18 protein-coding genes and 1 tRNA gene are annotated in these 22457 nt (G+C 64.6%); 17 read left to right on the forward strand and 2 right to left on the reverse strand.

The features are described 5' to 3' along the window. Positions 1-339: 339 nt before the first annotated feature. From typA to C8K14_RS05170, 3 genes are all read left to right on the forward strand, one after another. On the forward strand, positions 340-2181 hold the full coding sequence (gene typA, locus C8K14_RS05160) for a translational GTPase TypA (RefSeq protein ID WP_022677908.1): 1842 nt from the start codon (positions 340-342) through the stop codon (positions 2179-2181). Between the two features lie 195 nt (positions 2182-2376). After that, positions 2377-2751 carry a hypothetical protein gene (locus C8K14_RS05165; protein ID WP_022677909.1) on the forward strand — a complete coding sequence of 125 codons (375 nt, stop codon included), beginning with the start codon at positions 2377-2379 and terminating at the stop codon, positions 2749-2751. 200 nt (positions 2752-2951) lie between these two features. Continuing rightward, a complete protein-coding gene (locus C8K14_RS05170; RefSeq protein ID WP_107715915.1) occupies positions 2952-4118 on the forward strand; it encodes a glycosyltransferase family 1 protein in 1167 nt (388 codons plus the stop codon). Positions 4119-4134: 16 nt separating this feature from the next. On the opposite strand, the gene C8K14_RS05175 is transcribed toward C8K14_RS05170, so the two are convergent. Continuing rightward, the gene (locus C8K14_RS05175) at positions 4135-5760 is read right to left on the reverse strand and encodes a hypothetical protein (RefSeq protein WP_133726761.1); all 1626 of its coding nucleotides are present in this window, start codon (positions 5758-5760) and stop codon (positions 4135-4137) included. Between the two features lie 126 nt (positions 5761-5886). Beyond that, positions 5887-6606, reverse strand: a complete 720-nt coding sequence (locus tag C8K14_RS05180; RefSeq protein WP_107715917.1) for a PadR family transcriptional regulator — start codon at positions 6604-6606, stop codon at positions 5887-5889. A 112-nt stretch (positions 6607-6718) separates the two neighbouring features. On the opposite strand from C8K14_RS05180, the gene C8K14_RS05185 reads away from it, so the two are divergent. The 14 genes from C8K14_RS05185 (at position 6719) to C8K14_RS05245 (ending at position 22454) form a co-directional block, all read left to right on the forward strand. Then, entirely contained in the window at positions 6719-8059 is a 1341-nt protein-coding gene (locus tag C8K14_RS05185; RefSeq protein ID WP_107715918.1) for a replication-associated recombination protein A, read from the forward strand. Continuing rightward, positions 8056-8922: a hypothetical protein gene (locus C8K14_RS05190; protein ID WP_107715919.1), complete on the forward strand. Its 867-nt coding sequence runs from the start codon at positions 8056-8058 to the stop codon at positions 8920-8922. Before C8K14_RS05185 ends, C8K14_RS05190 begins: the two co-directional genes overlap by 4 nt. A 27-nt stretch (positions 8923-8949) precedes the next feature. Continuing rightward, positions 8950-9025: transfer RNA gene (locus C8K14_RS05195), tRNA-Thr, on the forward strand. A 230-nt stretch (positions 9026-9255) separates the two neighbouring features. After that, positions 9256-10416, forward strand: a complete 1161-nt coding sequence (locus C8K14_RS05200; RefSeq protein ID WP_369974036.1) for a site-specific integrase — start codon at positions 9256-9258, stop codon at positions 10414-10416. A 731-nt stretch (positions 10417-11147) separates the two neighbouring features. Further along, on the forward strand, positions 11148-11351 hold the full coding sequence (locus C8K14_RS05205) for a helix-turn-helix domain-containing protein (RefSeq protein WP_107715920.1): 204 nt from the start codon (positions 11148-11150) through the stop codon (positions 11349-11351). A 3-nt stretch (positions 11352-11354) separates the two neighbouring features. Then, complete coding sequence (locus tag C8K14_RS22570; RefSeq protein WP_158271866.1) at positions 11355-11492, forward strand: hypothetical protein; 138 nt, start codon at positions 11355-11357, stop codon at positions 11490-11492. Continuing rightward, on the forward strand, positions 11485-12459 hold the full coding sequence (locus C8K14_RS05210; RefSeq protein WP_107715921.1) for a toprim domain-containing protein: 975 nt from the start codon (positions 11485-11487) through the stop codon (positions 12457-12459). Before C8K14_RS22570 ends, C8K14_RS05210 begins: the two co-directional genes overlap by 8 nt. Then, the gene (locus C8K14_RS05215) at positions 12443-14194 is read left to right on the forward strand and encodes a DUF927 domain-containing protein (protein ID WP_158271867.1); all 1752 of its coding nucleotides are present in this window, start codon (positions 12443-12445) and stop codon (positions 14192-14194) included. The genes C8K14_RS05210 and C8K14_RS05215 overlap by 17 nt, the downstream gene beginning before the upstream one ends. A gap of 147 nt (positions 14195-14341) precedes the next feature. Next, the gene (locus tag C8K14_RS05220; protein WP_133726763.1) at positions 14342-14641 is read left to right on the forward strand and encodes a hypothetical protein; all 300 of its coding nucleotides are present in this window, start codon (positions 14342-14344) and stop codon (positions 14639-14641) included. Between the two features lie 9 nt (positions 14642-14650). Then, positions 14651-17122, forward strand: a complete 2472-nt coding sequence (locus C8K14_RS05225) for an N-6 DNA methylase (protein WP_107715924.1) — start codon at positions 14651-14653, stop codon at positions 17120-17122. Between the two features lie 104 nt (positions 17123-17226). Further along, positions 17227-18519, forward strand: coding sequence for a hypothetical protein (locus tag C8K14_RS05230; protein WP_107715925.1), 1293 nt, complete (start codon positions 17227-17229; stop codon positions 18517-18519). 320 nt (positions 18520-18839) lie between these two features. Further along, positions 18840-19418: a hypothetical protein gene (locus C8K14_RS05235; RefSeq protein WP_108338586.1), complete on the forward strand. Its 579-nt coding sequence runs from the start codon at positions 18840-18842 to the stop codon at positions 19416-19418. Positions 19419-19771: 353 nt separating this feature from the next. Next, a complete protein-coding gene (locus C8K14_RS05240) occupies positions 19772-20608 on the forward strand; it encodes a helix-turn-helix transcriptional regulator (protein ID WP_107715927.1) in 837 nt (278 codons plus the stop codon). A 94-nt stretch (positions 20609-20702) separates the two neighbouring features. Beyond that, positions 20703-22454 carry a cation:proton antiporter gene (locus tag C8K14_RS05245; RefSeq protein WP_022675475.1) on the forward strand — a complete coding sequence of 584 codons (1752 nt, stop codon included), beginning with the start codon at positions 20703-20705 and terminating at the stop codon, positions 22452-22454. The last annotated feature ends 3 nt before the right edge of the window (positions 22455-22457 follow it).

Here is a 22457-nt window from a genome sequence, read left to right on the forward strand (position 1 = left end):
ATGCGCGCCCTGTTGACGGCGCGGCTGGCAACACCCCCCGTGTCGCGCAGCCCCACCGCGTCCTTTTGCTAGCGCGGTTACATTCGGCCATAAACCGCAATCCGTGTCATTTCCGGGCATTTCGGCCGGATTTGGCGGCGTTTTGGCGGTACTGTTGCGCCTGCGCCACATCATCGCGGCAAGCTCTTTTGCCGCTCGCCCTTGTGGCAACGCACAATAACGAGTAAGCGCGCGCCCAAGTGCGGCCAGAACCGAGATGACGGGATCTTCCCGACACAGCGCCTGCTGCAAGCTCCAGTATCCCGGCCGCACGTTACGGTCTGTCGAAGAAAGCCTTTCATGTCACTGCCCTTGCGCAATATTGCGATCATCGCCCACGTCGACCACGGCAAGACCACGCTGGTTGACCAGCTGTTCCGCCAATCCGGCACGTTCCGCGACAACCAGCGCGTGGAAGAACGCGCGATGGATTCCAACGACCTGGAAAAGGAACGTGGGATCACCATTCTGGCCAAGTGCACCTCGGTGGAATGGACCAATCCGGCCACCAACGAGACGACGCGAATCAACATCGTCGACACCCCGGGCCACGCCGACTTCGGCGGCGAAGTGGAACGCATCCTCTCGATGGTCGATGGCGTGATCCTGCTGGTCGACAGCTCGGAAGGCGCGATGCCGCAGACCAAGTTCGTCACCGGCAAGGCGCTGGCCCTCGGCCTCAAGCCGATCGTGGTGGTCAACAAGATCGACCGTCCCGATGGCCGCCCGCAGGAAGTGCTCGACGAAGTGTTCGACCTGTTCGTCAGCCTCGATGCCAACGACGAACAGCTTGAATTCCCCGTGCTCTATGCTTCGGGCCGCAACGGCTATGCCGGCAACGACGAAACCGTGCGCGAAGGCAACCTGCTGCCGCTGTTCGAAAAGATCGTCAGCCACGTGCCGGCCCCGTCGCTCGATGTCGATGGTCCGTTCAGCTTCCTGGCGACGCTGCTCGATCGCGACAACTTCATGGGCCGCGTGCTGACCGGCCGCGTGCAGTCGGGCACGATCAAGCTCAACCAGCCGATCCACGCGATCGATCGGGATGGCAAGGTGCTGGAAGTCGGCCGCGCCTCTAAGATCCTCTCGTTCCGCGGCCTGGAACGCGTGCCGGTGGAAGAAGCCCGCGCTGGCGACATCATCGCGCTCGCCGGCCTCGAAAAGGCGACCGTGGCCAACACCGTGGCCGATCCTTCGGTCTCGACCCCGATTGCCGCCCAGCCGATCGATCCGCCGACGCTGGCGATGCGCTTTTCGGTGAACGACAGCCCGTTTGCCGGCCGCGAAGGCGACAAGGTGACGAGCCGCATGATCCGCGACCGCCTGATGCGCGAAGCGGAAACCAATGTCGCCATCCGCGTCACCGAAAGCGCCGACAAGGACAGCTTCGAAGTGGCCGGCCGCGGCGAACTGCAGTTGGGCGTGCTGATCGAAACGATGCGTCGCGAAGGCTTTGAACTGGGCATCAGCCGCCCGCGCGTGCTGTTCGGCACCGACGAGAACGGCCGCACCGAGCCGTATGAAACCGTGCTGATCGACGTGGACGACGAATTCTCGGGCACGGTCGTCGAAAAGATGCAGCGCCGCAAGGCCGAGCTGACCGACATGCGTCCCTCGGGCGCGGGCAAGACGCGCATCACTTTCTCGGCTCCGTCGCGCGGCCTGATCGGCTACCACGGCGAATTCCTGTCCGACACGCGCGGCACCGGGATCATGAACCGCCTGTTCGAAAAGTATGGCCCGCACAAGGGCGCGATCGAAGGCCGCCAGAACGGCGTGCTGATCTCGAACGCGACCGGCGAAGCGGTGGCCTATGCCCTCAACAGCCTGGAAGACCGCGGCGTGCTGTTCGTGCGCCCGCAGGACAAGGTCTATGAAGGCATGATCATTGGCGAAAACGCCAAGCCCGACGATCTCGAAGTCAACCCGATGAAGTCCAAGCAGCTGACGAACTTCCGTTCGACCGGCAAGGACGACGCGATTCGCCTCACCCCCCCGCGCATCATGACGCTGGAACAGGCCATCGCCTATATCGACGACGATGAAATGGTCGAAGTGACCCCGCAAACGGTGCGTCTGCGCAAGGCGATCCTTGACCCCAACGAGCGCAAGAAGGCCAGCCGCAAGAAGGAAAACGCCTGATTTTGCGGCCCTTTGCGGGCCAGGCATGATCAGCGAAAAGGGGCGCTCCGGCAACGGGGCGCCTTTTTTCATGTCTGTCATTGCCTGAACAAAGGTTTCATCGCCGGTTCAGCGCGTGTTGCATAAGGTTGCTGCAACGAACCCCGCTGCGAGCATGAGGCTCTTTTGGACAAGGCAGCGGGTTGGAGACGAGCCATGAAGCTTTTGAGCAAGGTTCTGCTGGCCGGCGCCCTGGGCGCCACCGTGATGGCCACTGCCGCCCCGGCAGAGGCCCATGGCTGGCATCGTGGTGGCGGCGGCGCCGGTCTGGCGATTGGCGCCGGCATCCTGGGCCTGGCCGTGGGTGCTGCGATCGCGTCGGACCATCCGCACCGCGGCTATGTGGTGGAAGAAGGCTATGCCCCGCCGCCCCCGCCGCCGAGCTATTACTATGAAGGCCCGGCCTATTATGGCGGCTATTATGCCCCGCCGCCCCCGCCCCCGCGGACCTATGTCTATCGCGAAGTCTATCGCAGCGGCCCGGCCTATTACGGTTATGGCGGTTATCCGCGCTGGCATCGCGGCTGGTAAACCCGCCGCCAGCATAGCGTGAAACCCTGACAGGCGCGCCCGTCGGACCAGTCCGGCGGGCGCGTTGCCATTTGGCGCCTTGGCATTTGTCGTGCCGGCCTCTCGCCATCCCGGCCCGCGCCCGCTATGGCGCCGCCATGACGAGTTCCCACCCCGTGAACCAGACCACACCTGATCCTCAGGCACTTGATCTTCGTACCATGACGGCCACTGGCCGGCTCGACGGGCTGCGCATCGCGCTGTTCAGCGGCAACTACAACTATGTGCGCGATGGCGCCAACCAGGCACTCAATCGCCTGGTCGGGCATCTTATGCGCCAGGGTGCACAAGTGCGGGTCTATTCGCCCAAGGTGGAAAATCCGGCGTTCGAGCCCACCGGCACGCTGATCGGCATTCCTGCCCTGGCCGTGCCGGGCCGCGCCGAATATCGCGTGCCAATCGCGCTGTCGGGCCGGGTGCGGCGCGATCTGGCGGCGTTCGATCCGCATGTCGTCCATGTCTCGTCGCCCGATGTTGCCGCCCACCGCGTGGTCACCTGGGCGCGCCGGCGCAGCCTGCCGGTGCTGGCCTCGGTGCACACCCGGTTCGAAACCTATTTCCGCTATTACAACATGGCCTGGCTGGAACCGGTGATCGAGGCCATGCTGCGCCGGTTCTATCGCCGCTGCGACGCGCTGGTTGCCCCGTCGGAATCCATGGCCCAGGTGCTGCGCGAGCAGCGCATGAACTATGACATCGGCATCTGGTCACGCGGGGTCGATCGCGACATCTTCACGCCCGAGAGGCGCAGCATGGAATGGCGCCGATCGCTGGGCCTGGCCGATGACGATGTGGTGATCGGCATTTTCAGCCGCCTGGTGATGGAAAAGGGGCTCGACGTCTTTTCCGACGCGATCGACGAATTGAAGCGACGCGGCGCCAAGTTCCGCGTGCTGGTGATCGGCGAAGGTCCGGCGCGCGAATGGCTGGAAACCCGCCTGCCCGACGCGGTATTCGCCGGCTTCCTGTCTGGCGCGGATCTGGGCCGGGGCGTGGCCAGCATGGACGTGCTGTTTTTCCCTTCCGTCACCGAGACGTTCGGCAATGTCACGCTCGAGGCGATGGCCTGCGCCCTGCCCGTGGTGGCGTCGGCCGCCACCGGCAGCCAGAGCCTGGTCGACGATCATGTCTCCGGCCGCCTGATCACGCCGGGCGCGGTGCACCAGTTTGCCGAAGCGCTGCGCGCCTACGTGGAAAATCCGCAGCTGCGTGCGCAGCATGGCGCGGCAGGCGAACTGCGCGCCCAGGAATTCAGCTGGGACCGCATCAACCAGGCTGTGGCCGATACCTATGTTCGCCTGGTGCGGCAGAAGCGCATGCGCAAATAGCCAGCTGAGCGGGCGTTCAGCGCACGATGCGATAGAGCACGCTGCCGGGCGTGCGCCGCACCGGCACCGCGCCGGCCACCGGGCGCATGGCAGCCGTATCGATGATCCAGATGTAATCGAACGCCGCGCGCGGCAGCTGCGCCAGGCGCCGGCTGATCGTGTTGGGCTTGGCGCAGTCATCGGGTTTGGCGAATTCGGAATCGTCGGTGGCAAATGCCCCAGCCAATGGCGCCTTTACCTGGAGCAGATGGCCGCCGGGCACCATCCATTGCTCGTTGGAAAAGGCATGGCGCCGCGCGATGGCATAGCCACCCAGATGCGTGCGCCGCTCTCGCTGCCATGGCAGGATCGATACATTGCAGCTTTCGAGCACCAGCGACGCAACGCGGCTGCCGCGCGGCACCGCATCAAGCGCCACCAGGTCTGACGCCATGGTTTGCCCGGCCAGCCATAGACTAAGGACATTGCCCAGCAGGCGCGCAACGGCAAATCCCACCCCCAGCCATGCCAGACTTGCCCAGCGCAGCCAGCCGGAATCCGGGTAGCGTGGCGAAGCCGCAACCAGCGCCACCATCAGCATGATGGGTACAAGCCGCATGTCGACCAGGCTGGCACCGATCAACGTGGCGGGCAGCAGGACATAGGCCAGGGCCAGAACCGCGCACCCCCACCACAAACCCATGGTGCCCACACGCCTTGCGCGGTCCACCCCTGTGCGGCGCAGCCCCCACCACACCAGCCCCAACAGCAACACGGCGCCCGCCACGTCCCACACGAGCCAGCGATCGCGCAGCGGCATCAACGGGTACGTGAGCTTTAGCGCGGGGTTGAAGAAATCCTCGGTCGGCCCATGTCCGCTGGGTGGCAGCGGCCAGACGATCCGCAAGATCAGCGGCGCAGCCAGGCAACTGGCCGCCAGGCCGGCATCCCAGCCAGCCCGGCACAGCACGCGCCCCCTGCCCTTGCGCGATGCATCGGGCTGCCAGCGCCGGGCAAATTCATCCATGCCGGCAAACACACACAGCAGAACCCAGGCCACCAAGTGGCACGTCCACAGCAATGCGGAAACCGGGATGAATAGCGCCCAGCGCGCCGCAATCCAGCCGCGCCGCCCCATGGCAATCCACAGCGCCAGGGCAAGGGTTGCAAGCGCCTGGCCCAAGGCAAAGTTGAGGAAGCCGAACTGCAATGGATAGCTATAGGCCAAAGGCAGCGCAAACAGCACGAGCGGCGTGATCCTGCCATGCAGGCTGCGCGCCAGGCAGAAAATCCCCAGAACCTGCAACACCGGAATGGCGACGGCCACCGCCCGCAAGGCGGGCTCAAGGCCCAGCCACGGCGCCAGCACTTCCATGACGAGATCGACCCCAAGATTGGGGATAAGGTTCCAGTGAAAGCTGTACCATCGGCTGAGGTCGGCCGAGCGACCGTGATCGACCTGCACCGCATAGTGCCCGAGATGGCCCGCCAGGTCGGTCAGCGGCACCACGGGCGGCAGGGCCAGCGGCAATGCGGCCAGCAGCATCGCGACCAGCCAGAGCCACTTGGCCTGGAGCCATTGCGTGGTGATCAGTTCATTGGAAGGAAACGCCGCGATCTCGGCCGCGTGCAACCGGGCAATGGGTTCATCGGTTACAGGCATCACTGGCAGGATCACGTACTTTCAAGTCTGCCCCGGACTTAAAGCGACGCAAACTGTCTGGCAATTCCAATCGTGTCCCCCACCAAGGCGCCGGAGCGGCCTGTTGGCCACTCCGGCGTGGTGTCATCACAGCCGCTCGATCTTGCGCGCGGCCTCGTCCAGAATGTCGGCTACCGCGAGCGCCGTGTCGTTGTCGAACGAACCGCCCGCCACGCGCTGGCGCAAGGCCAGGGCCAGGTTGGCAAAGGCGCGCCGGACTGGCGGGCTGGCTTCGCGGGCGCCGGCTTGCGCCAGGCTGGTCAGCCGATCGACGATGACCTTGAGTTCCTCGGTCTTGCCGGCCAGTTCGGCGCGGCCCGCGTCGGTCGCGGTAAACGCCTTGCGCGTGCCTTCGCCCGCTGCCTCGGCAATCAGGCCTTCGTCCACCAGCAAGGCCAGGGTGGGATAGACCACGCCCGGGCTCGGGGCATATTGCCCGCCGGTCAGGTCTTCCACGGCCTTGATCAGTTCATAGCCGTGGCGGTCCTGCTCGGCGACCAGGCTCAGCAGCAAGAGGCGCAATTCGCCCGCGGCGAACATGCGCCCACGGCCACCCCGGCCACGGCCGAACGGCCCACCGCCGCCGCGGCCGCCCCGGCCGCCACCAAACGGGCCGCCGCCGAAGGGACCACCATCAAAGGGGCCTCCACCGAAAGGACCACCTTCATCGTCAAAACGGCCGGCAAACTTGCGCACCATGCGCTCGGCGAACCGGCCGCCGCCGCAGTGGCCACCATGGCCTTCGCCAGCGCTTCCGCGCCAGCCACCGAACTTGCCCCGTGCGGGGCGTTCACTATCAAATCGCATCGTTATTCCTTTCATCACGATGCAGCTAAGATATATCTTAATAGCATCTACGCAAGACCCTGGCTAAAATTTTTCGAGAAATTTTCGCGCGCAGGCCCTATCTCGGTGCCGCATGGCCGATCTGTTTGCCCCGCCACCCCAGGAAACCCCGCGATCCCAGCCGCTTGACCACGGCCCGCTGGCCGACAGGCTGCGCCCGCGTGCGCTTGACCAGGTGATCGGCCAGGGCCACCTCACCGGCGCGGAAGGGGCGATCGGCCGCATGGTCGCCGCCGGCAAGCTCTCGTCGATGATCCTGTGGGGGCCGCCGGGCACTGGCAAGACCTCGATCGCGCGCCTGCTGGCCGATGCCGTGGGCATGCGCTTCATTGCGATCAGCGCGATCTTTTCGGGCGTGGCCGATCTGAAGAAGCTGTTTGCCGAGGCCGAAGCCATGGCGCTGGCCGGGCGGCGCACGCTGCTGTTCGTGGACGAGATCCACCGCTTCAACCGCGCCCAGCAGGATGGCTTCCTGCCAGTGGTGGAAAACGGCACAATCACCCTGGTCGGTGCCACCACCGAGAACCCCAGCTTTGCGCTCAACGCCGCGCTGCTCAGCCGCGCGCAGGTGCTGATCCTGCACCGCCTCGACGCCGCCGCGCTGGAAGAACTGCTGCGCCGCGCGGAAGAGGAAACCGGCCTTGCCCTGCCGCTGACGCCCCCGGCGCGCGAGGCGCTGGTCGCCTCGGCCGATGGCGATGGGCGCTTCCTGCTCAACCAGGTCGAAACGCTGCTCGATGTCGATCTGCCCGCGCCGCTCGATCCCGAAGGCCTGTCTGCCTTCCTGATGCGGCGCATGGCGGTGTACGACAAGGACCGCGACGGGCACTACAACCTCATTTCCGCCCTGCACAAATCGTTGCGCGGGTCCGATCCGCAGGCTGCACTCTATTGGATGGCGCGCATGCTGGTGGCGGGCGAAGACCCGATGTACGTGCTGCGCCGCCTGGTGCGCTTTGCCAGCGAAGACATTGGCCTGGCCGACCCTCAGGCGCTCACTCAGTGCCTGGCCGCCAAGGACGCCTACACTTTCCTCGGCTCGCCCGAGGGGGAACTGGCGATCGTCCAGGCCTGCCTCTATTGCGCCACCGCGCCCAAATCCAACGCCGCCTATGGCGCGATGAAGGCGGCATGGAAGGCCGCGCGCGACACCGGATCGCTAAGCCCGCCGGCGCATATCCTCAACGCCCCGACCAAGCTGATGAAGGACATCGGCTATGGCAAGGGCTATGCCTATGACCACGACGCTGCCGATGGCTTTTCCGGCGCCGATTATTGGCCCGAAGAGATGCCCCCCCAGGCATTCTATCGCCCGGTCGAGCGCGGGTTCGAGCGCGAGATCGTCAAGCGGCTGGACTGGTGGGACCGCAAGCGGCGCGAGCGGCGGGGCGAAACGCCGATCGAGGACGAATGAGCCGCTTTGCCCATTTCGTGGCGATCGACTGGTCAGGCGCGGCGGGAGAGCGGCAAAAGGGCATCGCGCTCGCCCAATGCGCCGTGGGCAACGCTGCCCCCGCGTTGGTGCGGCCCGGCCACCGCTGGTCGCGGCAAGAGGTGCTCGACTGGTTACTGCACCACCTGCCGTCCGATAGCCTGGTGGGCATGGACCTGGGCCAGTCGCTGCCCTTTGCCGATTGCGGCGCGTTCTTTCCCGGCTGGGACGCCAGCCCGGCCGACGCGCGCGCACTGTGGGCCATGGTCGATACGCTGTGCGCGGACGAGCCGCATCTGGGCGTCAACGGCTTTGTCGATGCCACCGAGCCTTCGCGCCATTTCCGCCGCCACGGCGGCCGCTGCGGCGATCGCTTTCCGGCCGGACGCGGCCGCCTGCGTGTGACCGAGCGCGCGCAAGAGGCGATGGGCTGCAAGCCATACAGCAATTTCAACCTCGTGGGCGCGGCGCAAGTCGGCAAGTCCAGCCTCTCAGGCATGCGCGTGCTGCATCGGCTGGATGGGCAGATCAGCGTCTGGCCGATCGATCCCCTGCCCGCGCGCGGCAGCGTGGTCTGCGAAATCTATACCACCATCGCCGCCATGGCGGCCGGCCGCCCTGCCAGCCGTTCCAAGATCCGCGACGGCGCCAGCCTTGACCACGCCCTCGCCACGCTGGGCAGTACCCCCTTTGGGCACGCCGGCGCGATCGACGATCACCAGAGCGACGCCCTGATCACCGCCGCGTGGCTGCGCACCGTGGCGCACACGCCCGCCCTGTGGCACCCCGCAGCCCTCACCCCCGAAATTGCCCGCACCGAGGGCTGGACGTTCGGGGCCACTTGAGGCTATGCGCGAAAACCACGCACCAATGCCGGCTTAGCTCAGTTGGTAGAGCACCTGCTTTGTAACCAGGGGGTCAGGGGTTCGATTCCTCTAGCCGGCACCATTTTGCGAACCACAGACGTTCGCCCAAGCCTTGAAAAACCCCGGAAATCAGCCATATTTCGCCCCATGCAATCCATGGGCGTTCACCCGCGTGCGTGGAAAGCCACCACGAATCGGGGGCCTTTTGAGGGGCCTTGCCGCTTCGCCTGAATCAAAGGCCCCCACGCATGGCGCTGACCGATACCGCGATCCGCAAAGCCAAACCCGAAGCGCGCGAATACAAGATGGCCGATGGCGGCGGCCTTCTATCTGCTGATCACCCCGGCCGGCGGCAAACTGTGGCGGCTGAAATTCCGCATCGATGGCCGCGAAAAGAAACTTTCGATTGGCCCCTACCCCGAAATCAGTCTGGCCGAGGCCCGCCGCCGCCGCGATGAAGCCCGCGAACAAATCGCGCTGGGCAAAGACCCCGCGCGCGAAAAGCGACAGGCCAAATACCGCGCCCAAGTGGCCGCTGGCGATACCTTTGCCGAAATCGGGCGCGAATATCTCGACAAGCGCATTCGCGAAGGCATGGCGAAAGCCACCACGATCAAGAACGAGTATCACCTTACCTGCCTGGTGCCGGCGCTGGGGCGGCTGCCTATAGCCACTATAGGCCCCACCGATGTGCTGGCCGTGCTGCGCGTGTTCGAAAAGCAGGGAAAGCACGAAACCGCCAATCGGCTGCTGCAACTGGCTAGCCGGATATTCCGCTACGCCGTGGCCACCGCGCGGCTGGCATCCGATCCCACACGCGATCTGCGCGGGGCGATTTCGGCCCCCAAGGTCACGCATTTCAGTGCCATTCTGGAACCTGTGCGCGTGGGCGAACTGCTGCGCGCGATCGATGCCTATGAAAGCATGGGTATCGTGCGCTTCGCCCTGCAATTCGCGCCCCATGCGTTCGTGCGGCCGGGCGAACTGCGCCACGCGCAATGGGAAGAATTCGACTTCGACAATGCTGTTTGGACGATTCCCGCCGAAAAGACCAAGATGCGCAAGGAACACCACGTTCCCTTGTCGCGCCAAATGCTGGCCATTCTGCAAGACCTGCGCACGCTGACCGGGCCAACCGGCCATGTCTTTCCATCGGTGCGCACTAGGCTTCGGCCCATGTCGGAAAACACCATGAACGCAGGCCTGCGCCGCCTGGGCTTTGGTGCCGATGAAATGACGGCCCACGGCTTTCGCGCGATGGCGTCAACGCTGCTGAACGAAAGCGGGAAATGGAATCCCGACACCATCGAACGCGCGCTTGCCCATGGCGATATCGACAAGGTGCGCGGCGCCTATCATCGCGGCAAGCATTGGGAAGAGCGGGTAGCGATGGCCCAATGGTGGAGCGACTATCTCGATCGCCTGCGCGATGGCGCGGAAATCGTGCCGTTTTCACCCCGGCAAGCTGGCTGAACCATGATTCGCGCCAGCCAGCCAAAGGGCGAAATTTCGCGGGCCTCTTACTTTATCGGTGTTCCCGGTGTTCCGGTGTTCCAATGGCGGATTTCTGGGGTTTTTGCCGGAACACCGGCTTTTGCGAGCGGTGTTCCAAGGTGTTCCCGAACATCGAGGTTAACTTGCTTTTACGGATGCCGAGATTCAAGTCTTGGGGAAATTACTATCGTCCAGCCATTGGGAGGTGACCAAGCATCAACCAAGAAACAAAAGCAGCACATGCATTTTGCACCAGCACGCTTGCGACATTCGCAAAGTGACCGAATTTCCGGTCCTTTATTCACAGTTTCCATGCGCGGCGCGAATCGAACCCTTGCGGAGCCGAATTTCCAGCTTATGCCTTGGCCTCCGCATGAAAACGCACGGGCGCAACAGAACACCGCTGGCGAATCGCACGTCCCACCCTACGGGGGCTTGGGGCCGATATGCAGCACGCGGCTTCCAAGCGCACCAGACGCGACCCGGCGCAGCATTGCGCAATATCAGGAAGGAAGTGCCCGCATGACCGATAGCAGTTAGACGAAGCCCCGACCACAGGGGCCGGGGCATCGCGCGTTAACTTGCAGGTCGAACGCGCGACAGTCCTAAACCCGAACTGTGGGCCACGTCACCCCCAAATTTATGCACAGATGCATAGTGGCGCGGTTTGATCCGGCGCCCTGCGAACGTGCGCGGACAAGGATTGTCGTATGAATTACAACGAAAACCCCGCCCAGCCGGGCCATTTGCAGCCGCTTGCCTACTCCATCGCGGATGCCTGCCAGCTTTCATCGCTGGGTAAAACCTACGTTTACAAGCTGATCAAGGAAGGCAAGCTGACCGCGCGCAAGATCGGCAATCGCACGCTGGTGACGGCGGAAAGCCTGCGCCGCCTGATCGAGCAGGGGGAATAAGCCATGCCCCATCGCTGGCGTTCTCGCGCCCCGGCCTGCGCCGGGGTGAAGCCCCCGCTTGTGCCCGCTCTTGTCCTGCTGCGCCTGGAATGGCTGGCCACGCTGGCCGCGCTGCCCTGGCGGGGAGGCGCCCATGGTTAGGCGCAAGCCCCGCAACCCGCGCGCACCGCGCCCCCGGCTGGACCTGGCCGCGATCCGCGCCGCGCATCCCATGCCCGATGTGGCCGCGCGCCTTGTCTCGTTGAAACCGCGCGGGGGCGAATGGATCGGCTGTTGCCCGTTCCACCACGATCGCACGCCCAGCTTTACCCTGTGGCGCGCAGGCGGGCAGGATTGGCGCGGGCATTGTTTCGGCTGTGGCTGGCAAGGCGATGTGCTGGACCTGGTGCGGCAAGCCTATGGCCTGTCCCTGCGGGATGCCGCCATGATGCTGGGCGCAGGTGAAGTGCCGATGGCCCTGCAAACCATCCGAAAACAATCAACGGAAATCAACCGTTCCAACGCCGGGGCGGCCCGTTCGATCTTTGCCAAGGCCCAGCCGATCGCGGGCACTTTGGCCGAAACCTATTTGCGCGGGCGCGGCCTGGCGCCGCCCTGGCCCGACGATCTGCGCTTTGCCCATTTGCGCCATCCCGATGCCGGAACGCTGCCGTGCCTGGTGGCCGGCGCGCGCGATGTGGCCGGGCAGATTGTGGCGATCCAGCGCGTTTTTCTGGCGAGCGATGGCCGGGGCAAGGCCGCCGTGGCCCAGCCGAAAATGTCGCTTGGCCCGATCAAGGGCGCATCGATCCATTTGCGGGAGCCGGGGGCATCCGATTGCCTTGTGGTGTGCGAAGGGCCGGAAGATGGCCTTTCCCTGCTGGCCATGCTGGGCTTGCCGGTATGGGTCGCGGCGGGCGCGGGCAATCTGGCCGCGCTGGAATTTCCCTCCGGCATCCGCTCCCTTGTGATTGGCGCGGATAATGACGCCACCGGGCGGCGCGAGGCTGACAGGGCCGCCGCTACCCATGCCGCACGCGGCCTTGCCGTGCGCATCCTCTACCCCCAAGCGGGATACAAGGATTTCAACGCCGAATGGCAGGGGGTGCGCCATGGCGTCGCTGCCTGAACCCGTGGCCCGGCTGGCCCTGGCCGAAATCACCCGCCCGCCTGTGCCCCTTGCCATCCCCAACGGCTATCGCCTGAACGACAAGGGTTTGTTCTGGGAAGATGGCGAAAACTGGCGCCTTGTGGCCGGGTCGTTTGCCGTGCTGGCGCTTACCCGCGATCGCCACAACCAATCCTGGGGCGTGCTGCTGCAATGGCACGATCACGATGGCCAGGTGCATCGCATGGCCGTGGCCCGCGCGGCCCTGGCCGGCGATGGCCGCGAAGTGCGCCAGGCGCTGCTGGACCGGGGTTTGCATATCAGCGCTGCAACGCGCGATCGCAACGCCCTGCTGGCCTTCCTTACCCAAGTGACCACAACCGCCCGCGCCCGTGCCGTTTCGCGCGTGGGTTGGCGGGATGGTTGCTTTGCCCTGCCCGATCGCACCATTGCCCCCGATGGCGCCGATCTTGTGGTTTATCAGGGCCAGGGCTTGGCCGAACATGATTACCGCGCCGCCGGCACGCTAGAAGGCTGGCAAGGCGAAGTGGCAAGGCACGCCATTGGCAACAGCCGGCTGGCCATTGCCCTGTGCGCCGGATTCGTGGGGCCGCTGCTGGGCCTGGTGGGCGCCGAAGGCGGCGGGCTGCATCTGCGCGGGCCATCGTCCATCGGCAAATCCACCGCGCTGGAAGCGGCGGCCAGCATCTGGGGGCCAAAGGCATTCGTGCGGCAATGGCGCGCGACGGCTAACGGACTGGAAGGCGCCGCAGAACTGGCCAACGAAACCCTGCTGGTGCTGGACGAGCTGGCCCAGCTTGCCCCCGCCGAAGCGGGCAACGTGGCCTATATGCTGGCCAACGGCTGCGGCAAATCGCGCGCCAGCCAGACCGGGGACGCCCGCGCGGCCAAACGCTGGCTGACGTTCTTCCTGTCATCGGGCGAAGTAAGCCTGGCCGATCACGCGCGCAGCGATGGCCGGGGCAAGCGCAACCCGGCGGGGCAGGAAGTGCGCATTCTCGATATCGATGCCGATGCCGGCCAAGGGCTGGGCCTGTTCGACACGCTGCACGATGCGGCATCGGGCGATGCCCTGGCGCGGACGATCAAGCGCGGGGCCGATGAACACCACGGCCACGCTGGCCCGGCCTTCGTGCAAAGCCTGCTGGGTCAACTGGAAAGCTTGCCCGCCCTGATCCGCGCCGGGGTGGATGCCTTTGCCCGCAAGGCGCTGCCCCCTGGCGCCACGGGGCAGGAAATCCGCGCCTGCCAGCGGCTGGGCCTGCTGGCCATGGCGGGGGAACTGGCCAGCCGCAACGGCATCCTGCCCTGGCCCGATGGCGAGGCAACCCGCGCCGCCCGCACCATCTTTGCCGCCTGGCTGGCCGCACGCGGCGGGGTGGGCGCGGCGGAAGATCGCGCAGCGGTGCAACAGGTGGCGGGCTTCATCGCCACCCATGGCGCGGGCCGGTTCCAGCCGATCACGGGCGAAGCCCCCACCGTGATCAACAACCGCGCCGGTTTCTGGCGGCAAGATGAGCAAGGCGGGCGCGAATATCTGATCCACCCGCAAACCTGGTCTGGTGAGGTGTGCCAGGGCATGAACCCCACCACGGTAGCCAACCTGCTGGCGCAACGCGGCTATCTGCGCTCCGGCATCAATGGCAAGAACGCGCAATCGGTATCCTTGCCCGGCCTTGGTAAGGCCCGCGTCTACGCCGTTTCCAGCCGCATCTGCCAGGACGAAGCCGCCTGATCCCCTGCCCCGGATGCGGCATGATTTCCGCCGTTCGCCCGCATCCGGGGCCGTTCAAAAAGCATGATTTGCCATATGATTTAGGAAAATCTTGGCGAGCGCGGATGGCGCGGCTAAGCCTTTGGCATCACGGGAATGGGGGCCGGCTTGGCAATGGACGTTCAGGGTTATCTCGATGAAGTGCGCCGGCTTTACGCCAGCGGCCAGACCACCGAACACAGCTTTCGCCCGGCATTGGCCCGCCTGTTTGAATCGATCGATCCGGCGCTGATCGTGATCAACGAACCCCAGCACATGACCAAAGTGGGCGCGTCCGATTTCGTGTTTCAGCGCGGCGATGTGGCGGATTTCATCACCATTACCGGTCTGATCCCCACCCGTGGGACACGACCAGCATCCATGCAAAAAATCACATTTATGGCTGACGATTCAATTGCCATAAACTAGGGCGCAATCATGGCTAAAAAACTGGCAGCACCTTCCTCACCGTTCCCCGCCGAAGGGCTCCACCGCAAGGGGACATTCGTTTGGGTGCCGCTGAAGCATGAATGGCGTGATTTGACGGGCAAGCCGGAGGAAGAGGTTCGGCAGGAATTCATCCGGCATCTGCATTTGGTACTGGGCTATCGGCTTGAACAGATGGGGCAGGAACTGCGAATGCAGGCAGGCACCAAATCCGTCCGCGCCGATATTGTGGTTTGGGGATCGGCAGGCGACAAGGCCAACGGGGCTTCCGCCAAGATCGTGGTCGAGTGCAAGGCAGAAAGCGTCAGCCTGAACCTCAAGGACTACTACCAGGGCGAAAGCTATGCGCGCTCCACGGGTGCAGAGTTCTTCATTGCCCACAACCGGCGCTTCACCGAGCCGTATGAGGTCGTCCCTGCCGCGCCGGGTAAGTTCAAGTCAGTTGCCCGAATCCCCGCCGCCGCCGATTGGGGCGACGCGAAAAAGATCAAGGCGATCAAGGACGCTCAGCGCGCCTTCAATCGCACCGAATTCACGCGCCTGCTGCAAACCAGCCACGACATTATCCGCGACGTACACAAGAAAGACCCCACCGCCGCGTTCGATGCCATTTCCAAGGTGCTTTTCATCAAGATGTTCGTGGAAAGATCCGGCCTCCACGGCACGTTCACCACTGAATATCTCGACAACCGCAAGAAGCTCGCCCTGCCCGGTGATCCACCGGTTCATCAGCAGCTTTTTGATCAGACCAAAAACTTCTACAAAGCCGACAGCCTTTTCACCGAGAAGGATACGCTAGACATTTCGGAAGCGACCTTTCGGCGCATTGTCGAGACGCTGCAAACTTTCGACCTCGCCAAGACCGGCGATGACATCAAGGGCATCGCGTTCGAGAAGTTCCTTGGTGCGACCTTTCGCGGCGAATTGGGCCAGTTCTTCACGCCGCGCCCCGTCGTGGATTTCATGGTCGAGATGCTCAATCCGCGCGAAGGCCAGCTTATCTGCGATCCGGCTGCTGGCTCTGGAGGCTTCTTGATCCGCGCGTTCGAGCACGTCCGCAAAGACATTGAAACAGACCTTCAGGCGCGGAAGGACGTGAAGCGCGCCGAGATCGAAGCCATGGGGCTTGATCCCGATGCGGAGGCCGACGCCATCGAAGCCGCGTTCATCGAGATCAACAAGGAGCTGCTGCCGTCCACCGACGACAACAAGCCGGTCGATACGCGGCTGGGGCGGCTGGCATGGGGCTGCATCTTCGGCACCGACGCGGAGCCGCGCGCGGCGCGCACTGCCAAGATGAACATGATTATGCACGGCGACGGTCACGGCGGCATTCATCACCACGACGGCCTTGTCGATGTGAACGGCATCTTCCCGGAGCGGTTCGACCTGATCGTCACCAACCCGCCGTTCGGCTCCACAGTCGGGCGCGATCAGCGGCTTGGCGACAGCGACGAAACGCAGATCACCACCGACGATGACCTTATCAAAAAGCATGGCGACCGCTACGGCGACGTGTGGAAGGAAAACCACGCGCGGCTGATCAAGGCGCAGGAAGGGCGAACCCCGGTGCTCGACCTGTTTGAGATCGGGCGCGACAAGACCAGCCGTGATACCGAGGTGATCTTTGTCGAGCGGTGCCTTGGCCTGCTCAAGCCGGGCGGCTTGCTCAACATCGTTCTGCCTGATGGCAACCTCAACAACCCCTCGCTCAACTGGCTGCGGCGCTGGTGCGAGGGCCGGGCAAAGCTGCTCGCCGTGGTCAGCCTGCCCGAAGAAACCTTCCGGTCCAGCAAGGCGACCGTGAAGTGTTCGGTCGTCACGCTCCGGCGGTTCACCGCTGAGGAAGAAGCGGCATGGGAGGCTGCTTGGGAAGCCGCACATGCCGCGCTGGACGCCACCTATGATGCGGAGCGCGATGCCGCTTGCGCCGCCGCGCGCGACGCGATCCTGACGGGCGGCGATGCCGACGTGGCGCAGGCGCTGGCGAATCTCGCTGCGCTGGGCGAGGAACAGGTGGGGCCAGGCTGGCGTGCCGGGGTGGCACCGGCCTATCCTCGCATGGCGACGCCTTCGCGCGTCGAACCGGCCCGCTGGCGCAAAGAGGGCAAGGACGCCAAGAAGCTCAAGGCGGCGCGGGCAGCGCTCAAGAATACTTGGGAAGACAAGGAAGCGGCGAAAGCGGCTGCTGCCGAGGCGGCGCGTGGGCTTTCTCGAAAGCTCAAGAAAATCGACGCCGACCACACCGCCGCACTGTGGACACATGTGCGCGCCGCCTTCGATTATCCAGTGTTCCTTGCAGCGCCGCAAGCTGTCGGGATCAGTTCGACCGGCGACACCGGCGAAAACGTCCCCAACGAACTGCCGCAGGTGCTGGATGCGTGGCGCGCGTTCCATGCATGGCTTGAAGCGGGCGCTAACGCGGAGGAACTGCCGGATTTTCAGGTGCCCCTCGCTGCCTGATCCGGTGGTGGGGGGAGTTAGACAGTTGGGCCGCGCATGAGGCACTGACAGCACAGGCGAGCATCTATCCGCTGTCGCCGATCGACGATTTAGTCACTCCGCGTTTGGAAACAACGACGGCGGATAAGTTCGGCGACCACAAGCCGATCACCGTCCATCTGACCGGGGAAATCTCTGTCCGTGATCGATCGGAGCCGTTTCAAGGTGCGATGTTCGTCGGGCACCCCGGCGACATTGTGTTTTCCAAAATCGACGCGCGCCTTGGTGCGATTGGCGTCATTCCCGAAAGCATCGGCACCGCTGTCGTTACGGCAGAATATCCGATCCATACCCCGGCCCCCGACGCGCTCGACGCCGATTATCTGAAGATGGTCCTTCGCACGGGACATTTCATCGCTGACCTTCGCCAGAAAGCCAGCGGCACCAGCGGTCGCAAGCGTGTCACCCCGGAGGCGTTTCGCTCAATGCGCGTGCCGTGCCCCGGCATTGACGATCAGCGTGCGCTGGTTGCTGCCTATCAGGCTGCGCTTGCACAGGCAGAGGCGCTTGAGGTGGAGGCCGGGCAACTGGAAGCCGATGGGTTGCGGGCATTTGAGAAGGCGTTGGGCATCGTGGCCCCGCCCCCGCTCCCGGATCGCCCGGTATTCGTGGCGCGTTTTTCCGATCTTGGCCGGTGGAGCCATGAAGCCGTGCTGCGCCACGTCACCGGCACCGAACCGCCGCCAAGCCCTTATCCCATCGTCGCGCTTGAGGACGTAATCGCCGATCTGGAAAACGGCTGGAGCCCACAATGCTTGACGCGCCCCGCCGATGGCGAGGAATGGGGCGTGTTGAAGGTCAGCGCCGTTTCCTCCGGCACATTCAAGGCGAACGAGAACAAGGCGTTACCTCCTCAACTTGCCGCAAGGCCCGGCTTAGAGGTCCGTGCTGGTGACGTTTTGATCGCCCGCGCCAGCGGAGCTGCTTCGCTTGTGGGACAGTGCTGCTATGTTGAGGCCCCGCCGCCGCGACTGATGGTCTGCGATAAGATTTTTCGCGTCATTCCGTTTGCTTCCAGCCCGGTGAACCTGCGTTTTCTCGCGCAAGTCCTGCGAACGGATTTGGTCCGCCGACAGATTTTGGGCGAGTTCTCGACAGAATCCGGAATGATGAAGAACGTGACCAAACCCGTTCTCCTTGGTTTGACCTTCCCGATGCCGTCTGACCTTGCCGTTCAAACCGCGTTGGTGGCCGATCTCAATGCAGCGCACGCCGCCGCCGCCGCGCGGCGTGGCAGGGCATTGATCACGCGCCACGACGCATGGCGTGTATTCGAGACTGCGATTTATGGTGAGGCGTCAGAGCCATCGGGGGCGCCCCTCTCAGAGGATAGCGATGAGAGTGAATTTGGACTGTAGAGCCTTTAATAAAAGCTCGCCTGTCAAGAAATTTCCGGTGTAGGTGAAACAACCTTCGGTGTTATACGCACTGAAAGTTGAGCTTGGGAATTCGCGTCAAACGCCGCATCAGCCTTTCATTCTTGCCGGCAACCACATCCGCCCATGCCGAGCATGTGTTGCTTGCCAATCTGAAAAAGCTGGAAAAGCTGGAAAAGCCATAAGCCGCGTGGCGCACTGGTATTTGCCGGCGCCGCCCCGGTTCCCTAAATTGGCGTTGGAAAATCGGGGGCAGAACTATGGGCGGTTTCGGTTCAGGCAGGCATGGCGGGCGGCCCACGGTGGATGCATCGTTGCGCATCGATCTGGCGTGGATGCTGCGCACCGGGCGCGCGGTGGAGGGACAGCATATCCGCAGCACGCTGCATTGGTCTTGCGGCGTGGAGCCGTCCGGTTCCATCAGCTATGCCGCGCGGATGGACGAACCGGGGCAAGAGCGGCTGGAACTGTCCTATTGGCGCGGCGAAGGCAAAGAGCGGGAGCATGTGCGGCAGACCGTGCGCCTCACCTTCACCCGCCCGCGCCTGGGCGGCAAGCGCTGGTGGATGATCTGCCCCTATTCCGGCCTGCGCGTGGGCAAGCTGTATAAGCCGCCGGGCGGCGATCGCTTTGCCGGGCGAAAGGCCTGGCGGCTGGGCTATGCCAGCCAGCGCCTGGCCCATCACGATCGCCCGTTTGAATCGGCCCGCCGCATCCAGCGCAAGCTGGGCTGCGATGAAGGCTGGGGCGGTGTGCTGACCCGCCCGAAGGGGATGCACCACGCGACATTCCAGCGCCATTTGGACCGCTATCTTGATCTGGAAGAACAGAGCAACGCCTATATGTGGGGCCTGATCAACCGGCTGAAAGCCATGGGATAGGCCGGGAACACCGCAGAACACCGGCGGAACACCCGGAACACCGACGCAAAGCATTGATTTAAAACCAGAGAACACCCGGAACACCGGGAACACCGGAAAAACGAGGAACGCCAGAACCTGCCGAATGCAGCGCCAGCCAAGAGGCCCCCACCCCGCGAATTGGGGGCTTTATCGGGGGCCTTTTGCGAAATACTGTTTAATTTTTCCTATTATAATCAAACTCATAGATCGGTTTTTGCGGTGCCTCTAGCCGCACCATTTTTGCACCCACGACATCCACCGTGTCCCGCATGCCATCGCCACCCAAGAAATTTGGGATGGACGCTGTGGGGCACCTGTGGTGAGCAAGGGGCATGGCAGCCCCGGAACCTGCACCCGTCTCGCTGGCGGCATTGAATGACAAGGAACGCGAGGTCCTGCGCCTGTTGACGGCGGGGCACACGGTCAAATCCATCGCGCTGCAACTGGGCCGGTCGGAAGCCTCGATCAACGAGCGGCTGCGCGATGCGCGGCGCAAGACCGGGGTGGGCAGTAGCCGCGAGTTGGCGCGCATGCTGGCGGCTCAAAAAAGTTGGGACAGAAATCCTGAGCTTACCGCGCCAAGCAATCCGCCCGAAACGGCAGAGGCGCCCCGCATCATCGGGCGCCGATGGTCGAAAGGATTGCTTGCCATGCTTACCGCGCTTTCACTTGCCGCCGCAGGCCTGCTGGTTTCCACCGGACAGGTGCTGCCGCCCCGCACCGGGGCCGCCCTACCCGCTCCAACGGCGCAGGCGACGCCCGCCAAGGCCATGCCTCTGCTCGGCCGCTGGTCGCTCGATGTCGCGCGAATTCCCGCTGAGGAGCGGCCGCAGAAGGTCACCATTGCCTTTGCCAAGGCCGCCGACGGCCGCTGGACAACCATGGTCGACATGATCGGTCCTGATGGCACCGCCCACAAGGCGGAATCGACGGCGGCGCTCGATGGCGTGCCGGCGCCGGTGACGGGAACGATGGATTTCATCGACACGGTATCGCTGCGCCAGCCTGCGCCCAATACCCTGGTGATGACCCTGGGCAAGAACGGCGCCCCGGTTTCTACGCGCGTCTATGCGGTCGCCAAAGACCAGCGATCGATGACTGAAACGATCATCTGGCCCGGCAATGCCATTCCCGGCCTTGAAACCACCACGTTCCACCGCGTGGAGTGATCGCCCGCAACGCGCCGCCGTTCCCGGCCGCCTTGTTGCCGCGGCTTGCCCACGATGGGTTGACGCGGGCGGCAGGGAAGGCGAGGCAAGAGGCATGAACCAGCCCCCCTCGATGCTTCACGATGGTTTTCTGCTGCTTGGCTTTGCCATGGTCTTCGTGCTGGTGTTCCGCCGGCTGGGCCTGGGGGCCACGCTGGGCTACCTGCTGGCGGGTGCCGTGGTCGGGCCGCAGGTGCTGGGCCTGGTGGGCGAGGCCGAGCAGAAGCTGGGCATTGCCGAACTCGGCATCACGCTGCTGCTGTTCCTGGTCGGGCTGGAGCTGAACCCGTCGCGGCTGTGGCGGATGAAGCGCGATATCCTCGGCCTGGGGCTGTTGCAGGTGGTCCTGTGCGGCGCGGCGATCACGGCAGTGATCAACTTCGGCACCGATTTCAGCCTGACGGCCGCCATCGCGCTGGGCCTGCCGCTGGCGCTCTCGTCCACCGCGCAGGTCCTGCCGATGCTCCAGGCCTCGGGCCGGTTGCGCACGCCGTTTGGCGAGCGGACCTTTGCCATCCTGCTGTTCCAGGACCTTTCGATCATCCCCATGATCACGCTGATCTCTGCGCTCAGCCGCAATCCGGCCGATGCCAATGGCCCGCCGGGCTGGCAACTGGGGCTTTATACCGTGCTGGCGATCGCCGGGCTGATCCTGGCCGGGCGCTATCTGATCCGGCCGCTGTTCCGCCTGATCGGCAACCTGGGCGAGCGCGAGATGTTCGTGGTCGCCGCGCTGTTCACGGTCATGGCCTCAGCCGCGGTGATGGAGGCGCTGGGCCTGTCGACCGCGCTCGGCGCGTTCATCGCCGGGGTCATGCTGGCCGACAGCCCCTATCGCCACGAACTGGAAGCCGATGTCGAGCCGTTCCGCTCCATCCTGCTCGGGCTGTTCTTCCTGGCCGTGGGCATGATGCTCGATCTTCATGCCATTGCCGAGCGGCCGCTGTTCGTGATTGCCATGGCGCTGTCGCTGGTGGCGGTGAAGGCAGTGGTGATCATGGGCATCGGCCTTGCCTTCCGCATGCCGTGGCGCGGCGCGCTGGCGCTGGGCCTGCTGCTGAGCCAGGGCGGCGAATTCGGCTTTGTGCTGTTTGCCCAGGCGCAGCACGCGCAGTTGATCGCGCCCGAGGCGGCCAGCCTGTTTGGCGCGATCGTGACCCTGTCGATGGCCACCACGCCGTTCCTGATGGCGTTGACCAAGCCCTTGCGCAACGATCCGCGCGCGGTGAAGGGCGAACGCCAAGGGCCCACCGGCGACGCGGCGAATGCGCTGATCGTGGGCTATGGCCGCTTTGGCCAGACCGTGGCGCAGATGCTCAATGCCAGCGGCCTGACGGTTACGCTGATCGATACCGACGTGGAAATGATCGACGTGGCCAGCAATTTCGGGGCCAAGGTCTATTTCGGTGATGGCACCCGGCTCGACCTGCTGCGCCAGGCCGGCGCGGACGAGGCCGCGCTGATCCTGTTCTGCATGGATGGCGACCAGATGGACGCCGCCGCGCTGGAAGCGGTGCAGCAGGCCTTTCCCCAGGCGGCCATCTTCGTGCGCGCGTTCGATCGGCGCGCGGTGGTGCGGCTGCGCGGCTCCCCGGCCAAGTGGGTGATCCGCGAAGTGATGGAATCGGCGGTGAAGATGGCGCGCCTGGCGCTGGCCGAAACCGGGGTGAGCGAGGAAATCATCACCCGCGCCGAAGACATGTACCGCGCGCGCGACAAGGAGCGGCTCAAGATCCAGATCGAAGGCGGCGACCTGCGCGCCGCACGCGAACGGATCATTACCGAGCCACAGGCGCAGGAAAGCTGATTT

Origin of the sequence: Novosphingobium sp. GV079, from assembly GCF_003058045.1 — a bacterium.
Taxonomy (GTDB): domain Bacteria; phylum Pseudomonadota; class Alphaproteobacteria; order Sphingomonadales; family Sphingomonadaceae; genus Novosphingobium; species Novosphingobium capsulatum.